Source organism: Pseudomonas sp. 10S5 (genome assembly GCF_035019745.1).
Taxonomy (GTDB): Bacteria; Pseudomonadota; Gammaproteobacteria; order Pseudomonadales; family Pseudomonadaceae; genus Aquipseudomonas.
Window position 1 is genome coordinate 90,082 of sequence record NZ_JASJVL010000002.1, and the last position, 18,344, is coordinate 108,425.

Genomic DNA, 18,344 nt, shown 5'->3' on the forward strand with positions numbered 1-18,344 from the left:
TGCAGCCAACAGGTCACCACCCTCTGTTGTCTTCAGACAAACTGCGCAGCCGCGTAGGCCGAGGCCCAGGCCCATTGGAAGTTGAAGCCGCCCAAGTGGCCACTGACGTCGAGCACTTCACCAATGAAATACAGCCCCGGTGATTTCAGCGACTCCATGGTCTTGGACGACACCTCGCGGGTGTCGATACCACCGAGTGTCACTTCTGCCGTGCGATAGCCTTCGGTCCCCGCAGGCACCACATTCCAGCAGGCGAGCTTTTCAGCGATGTCGTTGAGTTCGCCCGGTGTGTATTGCTTCATCGGTTTGGAGGCGAACCAATGCTCGGCGATCAGGTTGGCCATCTTTTTGGTGAAGAGTTCACCCAGCAAGGTTTTGAGTTCGCTGTTAGGCCGTTCCGCTTGCTGCTGCAGTAACCATTCAAGCGCATCGTGATCCGGCAGCAGGTTGATTTCGACGGTTTCGCCGGGGTGCCAGAACGAGGAAATCTGCAAAATCGCCGGTCCGCTCAGGCCCCGGTGAGTGAACAAAAGGTTTTCGCGAAAGCTAATGTCATTGCAACTGACCAGACAATCCACCGAAGTGCCGGACAGTTCGGTACACAGTTCTTTGAGTTGGTCGGTGATGGTAAACGGCACCAGTCCGGCGCGGGTCGGCAGCAAGGTATGACCGAACTGTTTGCCGACTTGATAACCAAACCCGGTCGCGCCCAGCGTCGGGATCGACAGGCCTCCGGTGGCGATCACCAGCGATTGGCAATTCAACGTGCCCAGCGCCGTGCCGAGGCTATAGCCGTCGTCGGTTTTTTCGATGTCTTGTACCGATGTGTCCAGATGCAGGCTGACACCGGCTTGTTCGCATTCGTTAAGCAGCAGCTCAAGGATGTCGCTGGATTTGTTATCGCAAAACAACTGGCCGAGTTTCTTCTCGTGATACGGCACACCGTGTTTGGCGACTAGCGCAATGAAATCCCACTGGGTATAACGCGCCAGCGCCGATTTGCAGAAGTGCGGGTTTTGCGAAAGGAAATTTCCGGGTTCGGTGTACATGTTGGTGAAGTTGCAACGTCCACCGCCGGACATGAGGATTTTTTTGCCGGCCTTGTTCGCGTGATCAATCAGCGCCACCTTGCGCCCGCGATTGGCCGCCGTGAGGGCGCACATCAAACCTGCGGCGCCAGCGCCGATGATCACAACGTCAGTAACGGGCAAAGCGAAATCCTCAGGTAACGGTTAAAACTTTATGGTCCGACATGGCCCCTTCCCGAATTCAATCGCCCCCTGTAGGACCGAATTTATTCGGGAAGCTTTTTGGGGTCTTACAAAATCCGAACCCGCAACGAGCGACCTTTGATTTTGCCGTTGTTCAAACGCTCCAGCGCTTGCATGGCCACGACGCTTTCGACGGCCACGTAGGCCTGGAAATCAAAAATGGCGATTTTGCCGACCTGGGTGCCTGGAATGCCGGCATCGCCGGTCAAGGCGCCAAGAATATCCCCAGGGCGAACCTTGTCTTTACGGCCTGCGCCGATCACCAGCGTGGTCATGGTCGGTTGCAGCGGTGCGCCGCCTTTGCTTTTCAAATCGTCCAGTTGTTCCCACTTCAGCGGGGCTTTCTGCACGTCTTCGATGGCTCGGGCGCGGTGCGCTTCGGACGGAGCAACCAGGCTGATGGCAAGGCCTTTCTCACCAGCGCGACCGGTACGGCCTACACGGTGGATGTGCATTTCGGAGTCACGGGCCAGCTCAACGTTGAGCACCATGTCCAGCGCATCGATGTCCAGACCGCGAGCAGCGACGTCGGTGGCAACCAATACCGAGGTGCTGCGGTTGGAGAACATCGCCAGCACTTGGTCACGGTCACGCTGTTCCAGATCGCCGTGCAGGCCGACTGCGGAAATGCCTTTGGCGGTCAGGTGGTCGACCACTTCCTGGCACTGCTGCTTGGTGAAGCAGAACGCAACGCAGGACTGTGGACGGAAATGCCCAAGCACTTTAACCACAGCGTTGAGACGGTCTTCCGGGGTGATTTCATAGAAGTGCTGCTCGATCTGGCTGTCGGCATGCAGCGCCTCGACCTTGACCGTTTGCGGGTCTTTCATGAACTTCGAAGACAGCTGCTTGATGCCGGCTGGGTAAGTTGCCGAGAACAGCAAGGTCTGACGTTTTTTTGGTGTCTGATCAATGATGTTTTCGATGGCGTCGTAGAATCCCATGTCGAGCATGCGGTCAGCTTCGTCGAGAATCAGCGTGTTCAGGCCGTCCAATACCAGCGAGCCTTTGCGCAAATGCTGCTGAATACGCCCCGGCGTGCCAACGATGATGTGCGCGCCGTGCTCCAACGAACCGATTTGCGGCCCGAAGGAGACGCCGCCGCACAAGGTCAGGACCTTGATGTTGTCTTCCGAACGCGCCAGACGACGAATTTCTTTCGCCACTTGGTCAGCCAGTTCACGGGTAGGACACAGCACCAATGCCTGGCAACCGAAGAAGCGTGGGTTGATCGGGTTGAGCAAGCCGATGCCGAACGCGGCGGTTTTGCCACTGCCGGTCTTGGCCTGAGCAATCAGGTCCATCCCCTTGAGAATCACCGGCAGGCTCTGCGCCTGAATCGGCGTCATCTCGGCGTAACCAAGGGACTCCAGGTTAGCCAACATGGGGGCGGAAAGAGGCAGTGAGTTAAAAGCGGTGCTAGTCACGGGACGGGCCTGCAAAACAAAATGTCGCGCAGTGTATCAGGTCGCGGTCCCGTCCTAGTCGTGGATCTCGGGTTCCTGACGAGGAACACTTCGTCCGCCTTGAGGGGGTAGCTGTAGAAAAATCCCCGCAGCCAGCATCGACAGCACCCCAACGCTAAGGAACGTCTTTTGGAACGCCCCCAATAAGCCGCTCACTGCACCGCCGGTAATGTCGTCGGTGAAACCGCCGAGTAAGGCTGCGGCACAGGCCACGCCCAGGCTCAAGGACAGTTGCGCCACCACTGACAGTAGGCTATTGCCGCTAGCAGCACTCGCATCGTCAAGGTCTATCAGGGTTACCGCATTCATGGCGGAAAATTGCAGCGAGTTCACCGCACCCACAAATCCGAGGTGGATCAACAGCAACCAATACGGGGTCTGTGCATCCACCAGACCCAGGCTGGCCAGCAGCAAGCCCAGCAGAAACGTATTGCCGGTAAGTACGATGCGAAAACCCAGACGCTCAATGAGCGGCCGCGCCAATGATTTGGAAATCATCGCGGCAACCGCCAGCGGGATCATGCTCATCCCCGCTTGGGACGGCGAATAGCCCAGCGCCACTTGCAGCAACAGCGGTACGAGAAACGGCAGGGCGCCACTGCCGAGGCGCGAGAATAAATTGCCGAAAATACCCACGGCAAAGGACCGAGTTCGGAACAGCGTGGGGGCAAAAAGCGGGTAATTGATATTCCCGGCCCGCAACCAGTAGGCCGCCAGGCATGCCATCCCGCCAAACAACAGCAGCACCACGCGCATATGCGGCAGGTGCAATTCACCCAAACCTTCGAGCGCGATGGTGATCAGCACCATTGAGGCGCCGAATAACAGAAAGCCGACCCCGTCGAAACGCGTGCGACCGCCGCCTGGCAAGTTCGGCACTAACGCATTGATCGCGTAGCAACCAATCAGACCCACCGGAATATTAATCAGAAAGATCCAGTGCCAGCTCAGGTACTCGACCATCCAGCCACCCACGGTCGGCCCCATCAGCGGCCCCAGTAAAGCGGGTACGGTGATGAAACTCATGATCCGCACCAGATCCGATCGCGGGTAAGCGCGCAACACAATCAAGCGTCCGATGGGCACCATTAATGCGCCGCCCAGGCCTTGAATCACCCGCGCCGCGACCAGCATGCCCAGCGAGTTGGACAGCGCGCACAGCAGCGAGCCAAGGCTGAACAGCAGGATCGCGCCAAAGAAAATCCGCTTGATGCCAAACCGGTCGGCGATCCAGCCCGAGGCCGGAATCAACAACGCCACGGTGAGCATGTAAGCAATGACCACCGACTGCATGCGCAAGGGGTCTTCATTCAGCGAGCGGGCCATGGCCGGAAGGGCGGTATTGAGAATCGTGCCGTCGAGGCTCTGCATGAAAAACGCGATGGCGACGACCCAAGGCAACCAGCGCAGGGTCCGGGCATCCAGAATCGGTGTACTGGTTGGCATGCGTTCCTTAGAGCGTGAGGGTCAAGCGACTGATCAGCGCACCTGGCAGCAGGCTTGAAGCGGTTTGACGTTGACTATAGGTGCTGGTGGACAAGATCAGTTCCCTTTCGCTAGTCAATTGTTCGAGTGCGCTGCCCAGCAGACTGTAGACGCTGTCGTCGAAACGCATGGTGTTGACCGGCGCCTTTATTTCACCATTTTCGACCCAGAACGTGGCGAAGCGGGTCATTCCGGTCAAGCGTGCGGCGGATTGATCAGAGAAGTTCAAGTACCACAGGTTGCTGATGTACAGCCCGGTGCCGAGTTGCTTGAGGATATCTTTCAGCGCCAGGGTTCCGCCGGCCATGCTCAGGGCGCTGGGAGATTCGCCGCCGCCCGCACCATTGGCGGTCAGGCCATATTCCGCCGCGCTGCGCGAACCGACCAGTTGTTCGTGGGCGCGGCCTTCGCTGATCAGCGACAAGTCACTGCGCGGATAGCCTTCGCCGGAGAACGCAGGCGACAACGAGCCGGTGACCTGTTCGTTCAGGCTCACCAACGGGCTGAGGTGCGCGTCGCCGTTGTACAGCCGCTGTAACGGGCTGGTTTTACTGGCGATGGCGTCGGCGGAAAAGCCACCCCAGCAGAGCATGCCGATCACTTCTTCAAGTGCCGCAGGAGCCAGGTACGCGCGGTATTCGCCGGGCGCTAAGGCATGCAGGGGTCGACCAAGAAACTCGAGTTGTTTCCGGGCTTGCTGGAAGCGCTGGGCGAACGTCTGGTCGTCCCAGTGATCCCCGGCATAGCTCGCTTTCACCGCCTGACCGTTGGCGTGAAACAGGCTCCAGTCGAAGTTGAAACTATTCGCCTGATGCCAACCCAGCGCGCCCCATGAACTGGCGAAACCCCGGTACAACGGGCCTGCGGCATAAAATCCCACCAGGTCCAGGCCTTCGGCCAATTCGCTGATTTGCGCCAGCACCCGCGCGCTGTCTGGCAGGGGTTGATGCTGAGTGTTGCTGATCTGCCAATCGTCAGTGTTGGGCAGCAAGTACGGGTCTTGCGGCAACAACACCAGGGTTTCCCGTAACTGTTGCAAGGCCGCCGCCAAGCGACTTTGATCAACCTCGGCGTCCCCCGACAAGGTCAAGCGCAAGTCAGCATGACGGCCATCGTTGATCAACTTGAGGTTCAAATCAGCCTGCTGCACATGCCCGGCCTGACGCACTTTGGCATGGTTGAAACGAATGAATTCTGAGGCTTCGGCGTTGTAGCCCAAGGTGAACGCTTCGGGGGCGGCAATCGCGCCACGCAGCCAATCGACCAGCGCGGTGAATTGTTGTTGCTGAGTCAGGTGTTCCATTAAGCGTCCCCTCCGAATACATCAACCTGCGAGAACACGCAGGCGGGTGAGGCGTGGCCGACACGCACTACTTGGTTGGGTTCGCCTTTGCCGCAATTAGGCGTGCCCAGGACCTCGAAGGTGCTGGCATCGCCCACGGCCGCGAGGTTGCGCCAGAAATGTGCGGAGATCGCCCGGTAGTTAGGGTTCTTCACCACGCCTTTGAGTTCGCCGTTCTCGATCAATTGGCCCCACTCGCAACCGAACTGGAACTTGTTGCGTGCGTCATCGATGGACCATGAGCGATTGGTTGACATCATGATACCGTGCTCAATGTTGCCGATCAGTTGGTGAAGGGGCGTGTCTCCGGGTTCAATGTTCAAGTTGGCCATGCGGTCGATGGGAGGACGGTTCCAGCTGCATGCGCGGCTGTTGGCAACGCCTTCCATGCCAGATCGAAATTGCGACAGCGCACCGCCCAATGGTCGGACCAGCACACCGTCGCGGATCAGAAATTGTTTGCTGGCGGGGGTGCCGTCATCGTCGTGGCTGTAACTCGCCAGCTGTTCGGGGATGTCTGGATTGAACGTCACGTTGAGCAGTTCGGAGCCGTATTGCAGGCTGCCAAAATCACTGGCTTTGACGAAACTGGTGCCAGCGTAATTGCGTTCATCACCGAGAATCCGGTCCAGCTCCAGGGGGTGACCAATGGACTCGTGGATTTGCAGGATCATTTGGTCGGGCGTCAACAGCAGGTCTCGCGGCCCGGACGGGGTATTCGGCGCCATGATCAGTTGCAGCGCTTGATCGGCGACCTGTGCAGCGGCGCCGATCAATCCGCAGTTGCTGATGACCTCTGCGCCGCCCTGTTGGCCGAAATTATCGCGGCCCAGGCTTCGAGTTTGGCTGTCGCTGCCGTCATACGCCGTGACGCTCATGCCCGGATAAACGTAGCGCTGGGCCAGACGAACCTCGGCGCCTGCGGTGTTCAAGTAGATTTGCTCGACGTTTTCCAGCCCAAGACTGACTTGCCAGCTCACCAGGCGTTTGTCGCTGGGCACCGCTGACGATTCGGTTGATAGCAGTTGATAGCAATCGCCCAATGATGGGAAAACATCGGCCAAATGCGGCGACAGGTAATCGGCGCGGCTGTTGGAGACCGGCTGATCGCGGAGGTCGAGCAGGGCGTAAGGCGCCAAACGCCGGGCGTGTTGCTCGGCCTGCTCAAGTGCTGCTTGCAGCCCGCGTTGCGAGAGATCGTTGGTCGCCGCATAGGCTTCGACGCCATTGACGCGCACGGTCAGCATCGCGCCTTCATCAGTACTCAGGTAAGGCGGCTCGGCGACGTTCTTGCGCACGGATAAGTGCTGGCTGGTTTGTCGGACGTAACGCAGGGAGAAAAATTCGGCAGGGCTGCGCAGCGCGCTAAACCGCTGCTTGAGCTGAGCGGAGAAATCGAACATTGCACAATGGCTCCGTCAAATGGGCTGATGCCGTCGCGGATGAATTGGCTTCACAGGGGCTTACGCAGATCTGTGGGAGCGAATTCATTCGCGAAGGCCGCGACGAGGAGTATCAGATACACCGCGTTGACCGCTTCCCGAATAAATTCGGTCCTACAGTGTCCCCCGCAATTGCGCGAATCTACTGTGGGAATGAGTTCATTCGCGAAAGCCTGATCGCTTAAACCGGGCAACCCTTGCTGCGCAGGATCGCGTCAAAACGATCCGGGTCCAGCGTGCCTGATTCGATGGCCGCCAAGGTCGCTTGTTCCCGCGCCAGCAAATCTTTGCAGCGCTCCAGCAACTCAGGCAACTCGGCACGGGCGGCAGCAACAACGCCATCGCCGTCACCAATCATCAAATCACCGGGCATGACCAGCATGCCTGCGCAGGAAATAGGTACGTTGATTTCGCCGCCGCCGTCGGTGCTGGGACCCCGATGCACGCCGCCGATGGCATAGGCGGGAAGCTCACCGGTTTGCCATTCATCCAAGTCACGCAGAGCGCCGTTGATGACCACGCCGACAATACCGGCCTTGAGTGCCATGGCGCGCATGATACCGCCGAACACTGCACGGGTCAGGTCGGCACTGCCGTCGATGACCAATACGTCGCCAGGACGAGCCATTTGCATGGCTTTGAGAATCATCAAGTTGTCGCCGGGACGAACGCGAACGGTCAAGGCGCTGCCCAGCATCGGCGCATTGCCGTGAAACGCTTTGAGTCCCAGGCCGCCCACATTGCGGCCCAAGCAGTCACTGACTGCCGCAGCGGGGATTTTGCTAAAAGCTTGAAGCCACATCGGATCGAGGGGTTCAGCGTTTGGATTAATCAAATAGCCGGTGGGCCAGGTGCTCGAAGACACTACATCAAACATGGAAAAAGCCTCGTGGCCAGTCATTGCCGGCTTGTCGAATAGAGCGGGGGGTGATCGTTTGCGTGGCGATAGATTAGGCCTGCGCACCCGTCGGATCAAGGCCGGACAAGTGATGCCTTGGTCTATGGGGTGTGGTGGGATCTGTACGAGCCAATGTGTTGGCGTGACACCCGGCGGATGAAGCCTATGGCCAACCAGTTGGCTACAGGGGGTTGGCGGATCGCGTCACGTGTGGGTTTTTTATCGTTGTAAGAACAATCCTCAAACCGTACTGGAAACGTCTCTTTCGTGCTCCCCGCATTGAAGCAGCGCTTTATTCACGGCATGTTTCGCCCTTTCTGACACTTCATAAGGACGAACCGTTTTTATGCCTGACGCGATCCCCCGGTTTCTTAACCGCCCCACTCTGGACTGTCCTCGCCTGGAACATGGGCAGAAGATGGCGTTCCTTATCGAAGCTGCCCACGCCACTGCCGCATGGGCGGTACTGATGCAAAAAGGTGCGCAGTTCAAGGTTGAGCCCCTGTGGTCCGGCACGCCGTTTCAGGCGCAGATGGCCCAAGGGCCTTCCTGGTTTGTGGTCAATGCGCAGTGCGTCGATGGGCTGGCGCAGGTGTGTCATCAACGCCCGGCTGGCATGGCCCTGACTTGCACCGACCCGTTGCAGGCATTGGCGCATGCCCGAACATTGCTGAGCATGACCCCGCCGAAAGTATTGGCCATTCACGACCCTGTTATCTGGGCCGCACTGGCCATGGAGAACGTTGGGCAACATGCCTGCCTGTTTGGTCCGTGGCATGAGGTCTACACCCCGGTCCCTGCCGTTGATCCCACCGCCCATCAGTGGCATGTCTGGAAAGCCGAAACGCCGGCCACCGGGCCTTGCCAATACCCCCTCGCTTTCCCTGACACCCTGTACTCGACCTACACCGATATCCGCTGGTTGCACTGGCTGCGGCAGCACCCGCAGCACTTTGCTCAGGTGCCAGACCCCGAGCTGCCCCGCGTTGTCAGCAACCTCGATTTTTTCATGAAGCACGGCATCGGCGCTGACGGTCACCTGTTGCAGCTGTCTGCGCTGGTCACCCATGGCGATCTGCGTGAGCGCGAAGACCTGCTCCCCATCCTCACGTCGCACCAACGGCCACACCATCGGGTCGAGCAATTGCTTCAGGAGTTACAGCCATGACCACGCCTCTTTATACCGTCCAGCAAGGGGACACCCTCAGCGCTATCGCGCAACGATTAAGTAGCAGCGTTAACGAATTACGGCGCCTCAACCCCTTTATCAATAACCCGAACTACCTCCGCACGGGGTGGACGCTGAACGTGCCGGACGCCACCGACGTGCCCGTGGCGCCTGTGGCGGACAGCCCACCGCCCGCAGCAGATACCAACGCCCAGGGGGTGTTGCACCTGGACCCCATTGCCGCGGCGCCTGAACAGTGCAGCATCAATTTCTGTGGCGAGCAGGCGTGTAAAAGCCCCGGGCACTACGCGGATATTATTTATGAGGTCGGCCAGGAGCGCTTCTGGCTGCTGCGCGAACACACATTAAATACGCTGGTCGAGGCCGCCGATGACCTGAAAAAGAAACTGCTGACCAGTGATCCGGATTCGCGGGTTAGCGCGTTGAATGACGCGGACTTACTGGAACCCTTTCTGGAGCCCAAAACCAGCAGCTTTCTGGATGCGCAGGACAGCCAGCGGTATTTGCAGATCGAGCATGAGTTGGAGCAGATAGGGCACGACCTCGGGCGTTTCGGGGTCCGCGAAGAGGGCTTGCAGGACGTCAAGCACGTACCGAATCTCACGGTTGAGCAGCTCAAGCACGTCAACCAACAGCAACAGGCCGCCTTGCCGTTACGCCGCGAGCGGGCCGTACTCGACGCCCGGGGTCATAAAATCGCCCTCGAACGCGGCTACAGTTTTGAAGGCGGTCATCTGTACAGCGCCGAAGCGACGAGGGCTCGCGATATTATTCAACGCTACCTCAAGCAGCGCCAGGTCTTCATCGATCAGGGCAAAGCACACTTTAGTCCCGCAGAACTGGAGAAGTATCAACAGGAATACACGGAAATCATTGCTGAGTTGCAGTACGCAAATGCGCACCGCACCGAGCCGCGACGGGACGTTGAGCTGTGGCTTCTTCAGTCCAGAGGCCAATTCCACTATTGCGAATTGGTCAAAACCCTTCTCGAAGCTGCCGCTTACGGCCTGGCCTTGCCCGAATACGCCCTGCAAGGCGACCACGGGAATATTGAGCAAGGGTTCGAAGCGTACGAGAAATACCACGCGTTGCTCAGGCAAAAAGCAGCCCTGAATCAACACGTGGAAAAATCCTTCGACAATTGGGTCGACGTCGCCAAACAACAGCCTCCGAGCAGCCTGTTCACCACCGAAGCCGTGCAGTGGCAGGCGCTTGACGCCCAGGAACAGGCGCTGAAGAAACAGGCCGAAGCATTCGTCAAACACTCCAGCCCCCAACGCCACCTGCTCTGGAACCCCGAGAGCTTCACACCACAACCGCAACAACGGCTGGTGCGCACAAACTTCCCGCTGCGAGAAATCAGCGTCCCCACCGAGCGCACGCGCCTGCGCCACTTGAGCCTCACCGACGTATTCAAACACCTCAATCAACGCACCCGGGACCTGCTCAAGGAAGACCTGAAAAAAACACTGGCCCAAGCCAAAGATCCTAACTTAAAACTGGCGGCGGGCACTGCCTCTGCCGACCCGGACCTGTTCACCTCGTGGCTGAGAATGAACGACGCTCGGCCCCTTGACATCCAGGACGGCTGGTTCGACCGCAACGGCTTCTTTCAGCCTGAAACGTTCAAGCGTTACATCAACACCGAAAAAATCTACATCGAAAACCTGCGCGACGACGCCACCTTCGACGCGTGGGGTAAAGACCTGCGGCAAATGCTTTTCAAACACAGCACCCTCGGCCCCCTGCGCCTGTACGACAACAGCCCGCAAGCGCGCTTGATCCGGTGCTTGACCCAGGGCCAGAGCGACGTGCAACTTGCCAGCCAAGTACTGGCCCCCAGCGTCAGCATGAAAAAAGGCCTGGGCGCGTCGGCCAACGTGACGCTGGACGTCAACCTGGCGCAGGGCGAAATCGAGGTGGCCTCGTTTGAGCTGCCAAGCCGGGCCGAGGCGAAACCGTTAACGCTGAGTTACACAAACGAGAACGACGACCAGGGCCAGAAAGTCGCGAACGGCACTGTCTCGATCGGGGCGTTTTGCCTGAGCGGCAGCCTCAAAGCCTGGGGCTTCGCCGGCGCTTCAATGATGCTCAGCGCCAACCTGCGCGTGGGCCCGAACAAACAGGAAAACGACGAACTCGGCCTCGACACCGGGCGTGATGCGGAACGCCGTCTCAGCCGCGCAGAATCCGGCCTGAGGCCCCACATCCGCCACGACGAGGTGCTTGGTGGACAGTTCAACCTGTTCGCCGGCGCGCAAGCCGGGATCAAAATCAACGGCTCACTGCTTTGGACCCCGCCCGACGACTTGCTGACCCTGCGTCACCCGGTCTTCAAAAAGCACGTAGACAACGACGGTTGGCTGGAACTCGCCACACTCGGCATTGACGCCTCCGCCGCCTTGGGTGTCGGCACCAATGCCGGGCTAACCCTGTCCCTGCAAAACGGCTACGTGATCCTGCGCATGAACGCCACCATCATCGCCGGCCCCGGCGTGCAGGGCGCCTTCAACTTCATCGTGGGCTACAAGGCAATTATCCAGATCCTGGACATCTTCAATAAGGCACTGGTTGAAAATAACTATAAAAAAATGGCCTGGGTGCAACCGGAAGCTTTCGCTTACTTCAGCAAACTGCAACTGCTCAGCGCGCTGGGCGTGGACATACAGTGGGTGTTCTTGAGGGGGTATAACATTGTTAATCGGATGTATGACGCGATAAAGGCCGGCGGGCGGGCGGGACCGATGGCGCGGGATGTTGTCCTAAACGTAAAAAACGTTGATTTTAAACAGTGGTATTCCAGCTTAACGCCAGAGGGGTTGGGGTCGCTGCTAGATACGCTACTTCAAACGCCAAGAGCGTTTGAAGTAGCAGTGCAGGGCGATATGGGTGACACAAGTACGGTGAGGTATACCGAGCAGCAATGTCATTTATTGCAGCAGCAAGCGATAGAAATCATTTTAACGTCCATCTATGAGAATGCGACGGCAAATGCGTCCAGCAAGATCGGCTATGAACGCCTCGCCTCGGCACAAGAGCGGTTTGGCAAAGCGGTACTGCGTTTTTCATCTTTTAATAAACCTGCTCGTCCCGATGTGATTTATTGCGAGAATGTATACCGAATGAGTAATTTTATGGCGGCAAATGCCGGGGCGTTGCCTGATGATAATAGAATGCAAGCAAGATATTTTTCCGCAAGAAAAGTATTAGGCGAAAAGATGGATGCTGCCTGTGATTTTGCATCAATGACACAGTTCTGGAAACCAGAGGTAGGGACGGAGCTGGCACCATGGCCAATGTATTGATTATCGCAGTGAGGATGATCGGTCTATTATTTATATTAAGTAATTGTGCGTGGGCTCAATTAACATCAGAGCAAGAAGCTGCACGGGTTAAGGGTGTCTTTCTTTACAATATGAATGATGGCTATACATCGAAGCCCTTTCTTGAAATAGCTGCAAAGGCTGGAGATGGAGAGTCTCAATATTATTTGGCAGAACTTATACGGATCCGAAAAAAATATATCACCGCCGAGGCACAAGCGCTGTATGAAGCTGCCGCCGAAAAAGGTGATATTTACGCCATGATGAGGTTGTCCAATAAAGGTGATGACCTTTGCCACATCATGGAGAACTGCCCGCCTGATATAAAAACACCTAAAGAGTGGCTGGAAAGCGCTCGTTCACTGGCCAAAGAAAGGGCTGCTCAGGGGGATGGTGAGGCCATGCAGCAACTTTTCATGATAACCGGTCATTTTGATTGGTTAATCAAAGCTGCGGAGTCCGGCTTCCCTGATGCACAGGAATGGCTCGGCTCTCTATATAAAGAAGGTGTCGGTACTTTTCTGATCCCCGGCAATCGGGAAAAAGAAATAGAGAAATGGTACAAGGCCTCGGCAGAAGGCGGCTATCCACCCGGCATGAACAGTTACGCCGATCTGCTGAAAAAGCACGGAGACCGTCAAGGGTATGGTTACTGGATTGAGCAGTCGGCCAAAGCTGGTCACTTTAGTGCAATGTCCGGTTACGCTGCGTGGACCGCGCATATGCCCGACGAAGTTGGCTACCCGCTTGATCTGGTAAAAGCCTACGGTCTGACACTGCTTATGGCAGAAGCAGACCCCGGAAGAGGGCCGTCATCTCCGGGCTACGGAGGGGAGGTACTGCCAGAGGTCGCCGCCAAAATGACTCCCGAACAAATCGAGGCAGGCAAGGCCTACGCCAAAGAGTGGGCGAAAACCCATCCGCCGCTATCAAGATTCCCACCTAAGTTCGGGTTTTAATAGTCGCTGGGCGCTTCATTCAACAAGTGAAGCGCCTATTACTATGGAGGGTAACTGCATGCATAAACTGTTTGTTTACATCACAACGTCGATCTTCACGTTGTTCATTGTCTGTAACAGTGCTTGGGCTGAATTAACATTAGAGCAAGAAGAGGCGCGCAGCCGAGGTCTGTTTTTCTTAAATATGATCAGGAGTGCAATGGCAAGCCCTTTCCTTGAAATATCAGCCGAGGCTGGTGATACAGAGTCACAGTATTATTTGGCTGAAATTCTTAGGCGGAACCAAAAATTCATAACACCGAAGGCACAAGCGTTGCACGAAGCGGCTGCCGAAAAAGGTGATATTTACGCCATGATGCGATTGTCCGATAAAGGTGATGACCTTTGCCACATCATGGAGAACTGCTCTCCTGATATAAAAACACCTAAAGAGTGGCTGGAAAGCGCTCGTTCACTGGCCAAAGAAAGGGCTGCTCAGGGGGATGGTGAGGCCATGCAGCAACTTTTCATGATAACCGGTCATTTTGATTGGTTAATCAAAGCTGCGGAGTCCGGCTTCCCTGATGCACAGGAATGGCTCGGCTCTCTATACAAAGAAGGTGTAGGCACTTTTCTAATCCCCGGCAACCGAGAAAAAGAAATCGAGAAATGGTACAAGGCCTCGGCAGAAGGCGGCTATCCACCCGGCATGAACAGTTACGCTGATTTGCTGCATAAGCGCGGAGACCGTCAAGGGTATGGTCACTGGATCGAGCGGTCGGCTAAAGCCGGCCACTTTGGTGCAATGTCCGGCTACGCTGCGTGGACCGCGCACATGCCCGACGAAGTCGGCTACCCGCTTGATCTGGTAAAAGCCTATGGCCTGACACTGCTCATGGCAGAAGCTGATCCCGGAAGAGGGCCGTCATCGCCAGGCTACGGAGGGCAGGTACTGCCAGAGGTCGCTGCCAAAATGACTCCCGAACAAATCGAAGCCGGCAAAGCCTACGCCAAAGAATGGGCAAAAACCCATCCGCCGCTGTCGAGATTTCCACCTAAGTTCGGGTTTTAAGGCCGGCTGACGGATCGCTTCCGTGCGCGAAGGATTGACGCGGTGTGCGTGGCTCGCCGCATCAAGCCTGTCGCCAACACGTTGGCTCTTATCAAACTATTTTTTAATCTTTTAAAAGCAATGGGTTGGCGCTGGGTTACGTGTGTATATCCGGCCTTTGTGGTTGCTGAGCTTATGGTTTCGCTTTTACAGCGAGTCACCTTTTTCAAACATCGGGACGCCGAACCGCAAAAAGGTAACCCAAAACGCTTGCCCCACCATGCGGGCCCTCGCTTAGGCTCGGTCTTCCCTCACTCCGGCCGCATGGTTTCACGGGGCCTCTTTCCGTAATTTGATATTCAATTCACTTGTGATCTACAGGCAGGCGGCCATCTGTAGAGCCAACTTGTGGCGAAGGTCCTTCGGACCTATCGCAGCCTTCGGCAGCTCCTACAAAAATCTGTGCAGCGCCAAAATCTGTGGGACCGAATTCATTCGGGAAGGCTTCAGTCCTGACACCCTGCAACCTCAAACCACACAAAGTGCCACACAGTTTGCTGCGCGACAGCGCGGCGTCGAAGACGTGGCGGACCCTCCTACAGAGGTTAGCGGCTCACTTCCCGCAGCGGTTTGCCCCGGGCGGGCGCATTGCCGGCCACGTAGTAATCCGCTGTGCTGCGCGGCAAGGGTGTACGACCCCGGATGTTATCGGCGATTTTCTCGGCGATCATGATCGTCGGTGCATTGAGGTTGCCGGTGGTGATCAGCGGCATGATTGAGGCATCGACCACGCGTAATCCTTGCAGACCATGCACCCGGCCTTCGCCATCGACCACGGCCATGTCATCGCTGCCCATTTTGCACGAGCACGACGGATGGAACGCGGTTTCGGCGTGTTCGCGCACGAACTGATCAAGCTGTTCGTCAGTCTGCACCTCAAGCCCTGGACTGATTTCGCGACCCCGGTAGGGGTCCAGTGCCGGTTGCTGCATGATTTCCCGGGTCAAGCGGATGCCGTCACGAAATTCCTGCCAGTCCTGTTCGGTGGCCATGTAATTGAACAGGATGCTTGGGTATTCGCGCGGGTCTTTGGACTTCACCTGAACCCGGCCACGGCTTGGCGAGCGCATCGAGCCGACGTGCGCCTGGAAACCATGCTCTTTAACGCCGTTGCTGCCGTTGTAGTTAATCGCCACTGGCAAGAAGTGGTACTGAATATTCGGCCACTCGAATGCGTCGCTCGAACGGATGAAGCCGCCCGCTTCAAATTGGTTGCTGGCACCAATGCCTTTGCCAAGGAACATCCACTGCGCGCCGATGGCTGGCTGATTCCACCACAGCAGCGATGGGTACAACGAGACCGGTTGAGTGCAGGCGTATTGCAGGTACATTTCCAAATGGTCTTGAAGGTTCTGACCCACGCCGGGCAGGTCATGAATCACTGGAATATCCAGTTGGCGCAGCACCTGTGCCGGGCCGACGCCGGAGCGTTGCAGGATTTGTGGCGAGGCAATCGCGCCGCTGCACAGCAGCACTTCCTTGCGTGCGGAGGCTTCGATGCGCGTATCGCTGTCGCCCACCAGGTAGGCCACGCCCACCGCCCGTTTGCCATCGAATAAAATTCGGTCGGTCAACGCGTGGGTAACGATGGTCAGGGTCGAGCGTTGTTTGGCTTGATCAAGATAGCCGCGAGCGGTGCTGGCACGCCGGCCCTCGGGGGTCACGGTGCGGTCCATTGGGCCGAAGCCTTCTTGCTGATAACCGTTGAGGTCGTCAGTGCGTGGGTAACCGGCTTGTACGCCCGCTTCAACCATGGCCTTGAACAGCGGGTTGTTGCCGACTTTGGGTGTGGTCACGCTGATCGGGCCATTGCCGCCGTGGAAATCGTTCGGGCCGATATCGCGGGTTTCGGCTTTGCGAAAATACGGCAGGCAATCGAGGTAGCTCCAGTTTTCCAAACCTGGGTTTTTCGCCCAGCCGTCGTAGTCCATGGCATTACCACGGATGTAGCACATGCCATTGATCAGCGAAGAACCGCCCAGGCCCTTGCCACGGCCACATTCCATGCGCCGGTTGTCCATGTGCGGTTCCGGGTCGGTTTCGTAGCCCCAGTTGTAGCGGCGACCTTGCAGTGGGAAGGCCAGCGCAGCAGGCATTTGTGTGCGGAAATCGAAGCGATAATCCGGGCCTCCCGCTTCCAGCAATAGCACGCTGACGCCGTGGTCTTCGGTCAGGCGGGCGGCCAGGGTATTACCAGCGGAGCCAGCTCCGATGATGATGTAGTCGAATTCTTGGGACATTAAATGCACCCTCGATGAATGGGTGGGGTGGGTCAGTTAGGCTATCTTTGCCAATGAGTTTTCTCCCACAGGTGATATTCATTTCTCTGTGGGAGCGAAATCATTTGCGAAGATGCCAGTAGGGATCAAAACACCGACGTGTATTCCCCAAGCTCTACCTGCACCGACTTGATACGGGTGTATTGCGCCAACGAGCTGATCCCGTTTTCACGGCCGACGCCTGATTGTTTGTAACCTCCTACCGGCATTTCTGCCGCTGATTCGCCCCAAGCGTTGATCCAGCAGATGCCGGCTTCAAGCTGGTGAATCACGCGGTGGGCGCGGTTCAGGTCTTTGGTGACGACGCCCGCCGCCAAACCGAACTCGGTGTCGTTGGCGCGGCGGATGACTTCTTCTTCGGTGTCGTAGCTGAGGATGCTCATGACCGGGCCGAAAATTTCTTCGCGAACGATGGTCATGTCGTCAGTGCAGTCAGTGAACACCGTGGCTGAGACGAATGCGCCTTTGGCGAACTCACCGTCAGTCAGCCGTTCGCCCCCGCACAGCAGGCGGGCGCCTTCTTCTTTGCCTTTGGCGATATAGCCGAGCACGCTTTCCATGTGCGCAAAACTCACTAGCGGACCAAAGTTGGTGTTCTCATCTTGCGGGTTGCCAACCCGAATGCGCTTCACGCGTTCGAGGATTTTTGCCTCGAAAGCGGCCTTCAACGAGCGCGGTATGAACACCCGTGTGCCGTTGGTGCAGACTTGGCCGGAGCTGTAGAAGTTGGCCATCATCGCCGTATCGGCGGCGCGATCAAGGTCGGCGTCGTCGAAGATAATCAGCGGCGACTTGCCGCCCAATTCCATGGTCACGTCTTTGAGCGACGAGCTCGACGCGCTGGCCATGACTTTTTTGCCAGTGTCAGTCCCGCCGGTGAACGAGATTTTTTCAATGCGCGGGTGTTCAGTCAGCCATGTGCCTACTTCACGGCCGCTGCCGGTCAGCACGTTGAATACGCCATCTGGAACGCCGGCTTGGGTGTAGATCTCCGCCAGCTTCAGCGTGGTCAGCGACGTGACTTCGCTGGGTTTAAAGATCATCGCATTGCCCGCCGCCAGCGCCGGTGCGGATTTCCACAGGGCGATTTGGATCGGATAGTTCCAGGCGCCGATCCCGGCCACTACACCCAGCGGTTCGCGACGGGTGTACACGAACGAGGTGCTGCGCAGAGGAATTTGCTCGCCTTCGATGGCGGGCACCAAGCCTGCGTAATACTCCAGCACGTCAGCGCCGGTCACGATGTCGACGTAACGGGTTTCGGAAATCGCTTTGCCGGTGTCGAGGGTTTCCAGGTCGGCCAGCTCATCGTTGCGCTCACGCAAGATGTCCACGGCGCGGCGCAAGATCCGCGAACGCTGCATGGCGGTCATGGCGGCCCAGATTTTTTGGCCTTTTTCGGCACTGACCACGGCGCGTTCGACGTCGTCTTTGCCTGCGCGCTGCACGGTAGCCAAGATTTGGCCGTTAGCCGGGTTGATGGCGTCGAACGTAGCGTCGCTACTGGAATCGACGTAACCGCCATCGATGTAGAGTTTTTGAAGTTCGAATCGGGGCATGGTGTCCTCGCAAGTGCGGTATGTCTGGGTTTCAAGGCTAC

General features: G+C 57.4%; 12 protein-coding genes. 4 read left to right on the forward strand and 8 right to left on the reverse strand.

Translation table 11 applies throughout. The features are described from left to right. Positions 1-32 precede the first annotated feature (32 nt). The 6 genes from QN378_RS01975 to QN378_RS02000 form a co-directional block, all read right to left on the reverse strand. Entirely contained in the window at positions 33-1,211 is a 1,179-nt protein-coding gene (locus QN378_RS01975) for an NAD(P)/FAD-dependent oxidoreductase (RefSeq protein ID WP_322206457.1), read from the reverse strand. A gap of 107 nt (positions 1,212-1,318) precedes the next feature. Next, positions 1,319-2,698 carry an ATP-dependent RNA helicase DbpA gene (dbpA, locus tag QN378_RS01980; protein WP_322167297.1) on the reverse strand — a complete coding sequence of 460 codons (1,380 nt, stop codon included), beginning with the start codon at positions 2,696-2,698 and terminating at the stop codon, positions 1,319-1,321. Between the two features lie 54 nt (positions 2,699-2,752). Next, positions 2,753-4,183, reverse strand: coding sequence for a multidrug transporter subunit MdtD (mdtD, locus tag QN378_RS01985; protein WP_323546767.1), 1,431 nt, complete (start codon positions 4,181-4,183; stop codon positions 2,753-2,755). 7 nt (positions 4,184-4,190) lie between these two features. Then, positions 4,191-5,525, reverse strand: coding sequence for a TldD/PmbA family protein (locus QN378_RS01990; RefSeq protein ID WP_323546769.1), 1,335 nt, complete (start codon positions 5,523-5,525; stop codon positions 4,191-4,193). Next, entirely contained in the window at positions 5,525-6,967 is a 1,443-nt protein-coding gene (locus QN378_RS01995) for a TldD/PmbA family protein (protein WP_323546770.1), read from the reverse strand. Before QN378_RS01995 ends, QN378_RS01990 begins: the two co-directional genes overlap by 1 nt. Before the next feature lie 220 nt (positions 6,968-7,187). Further along, positions 7,188-7,883, reverse strand: coding sequence for an RraA family protein (locus QN378_RS02000; protein ID WP_322167301.1), 696 nt, complete (start codon positions 7,881-7,883; stop codon positions 7,188-7,190). A 367-nt stretch (positions 7,884-8,250) separates the two neighbouring features. Here QN378_RS02000 and QN378_RS02005 point away from each other — a divergent pair, with 367 nt between their 5' ends. Genes QN378_RS02005 through QN378_RS02020 form a run of 4 tightly spaced genes read left to right on the forward strand, consistent with a single transcriptional unit; the run spans position 8,251 to position 14,426 of the window. Then, positions 8,251-9,072, forward strand: a complete 822-nt coding sequence (locus tag QN378_RS02005; protein ID WP_323546772.1) for a hypothetical protein — start codon at positions 8,251-8,253, stop codon at positions 9,070-9,072. After that, on the forward strand, positions 9,069-12,398 hold the full coding sequence (locus QN378_RS02010) for a LysM domain-containing protein (RefSeq protein ID WP_323546774.1): 3,330 nt from the start codon (positions 9,069-9,071) through the stop codon (positions 12,396-12,398). Before QN378_RS02005 ends, QN378_RS02010 begins: the two co-directional genes overlap by 4 nt. Continuing rightward, a complete protein-coding gene (locus QN378_RS02015; RefSeq protein ID WP_323546776.1) occupies positions 12,383-13,375 on the forward strand; it encodes a sel1 repeat family protein in 993 nt (330 codons plus the stop codon). Before QN378_RS02010 ends, QN378_RS02015 begins: the two co-directional genes overlap by 16 nt. Positions 13,376-13,433: 58 nt before the next feature. Beyond that, complete coding sequence (locus QN378_RS02020; protein WP_323546778.1) at positions 13,434-14,426, forward strand: sel1 repeat family protein; 993 nt, start codon at positions 13,434-13,436, stop codon at positions 14,424-14,426. A gap of 584 nt (positions 14,427-15,010) precedes the next feature. Here QN378_RS02020 and betA read toward each other — a convergent pair. Together betA and betB are read right to left on the reverse strand one after the other, a co-directional pair. Continuing rightward, a complete protein-coding gene (gene betA, locus QN378_RS02025; RefSeq protein WP_323546779.1) occupies positions 15,011-16,705 on the reverse strand; it encodes a choline dehydrogenase in 1,695 nt (564 codons plus the stop codon). A 125-nt stretch (positions 16,706-16,830) separates the two neighbouring features. Continuing rightward, a complete protein-coding gene (gene betB / locus QN378_RS02030; protein WP_322206473.1) occupies positions 16,831-18,303 on the reverse strand; it encodes a betaine-aldehyde dehydrogenase in 1,473 nt (490 codons plus the stop codon). Positions 18,304-18,344 lie beyond the last annotated feature (41 nt).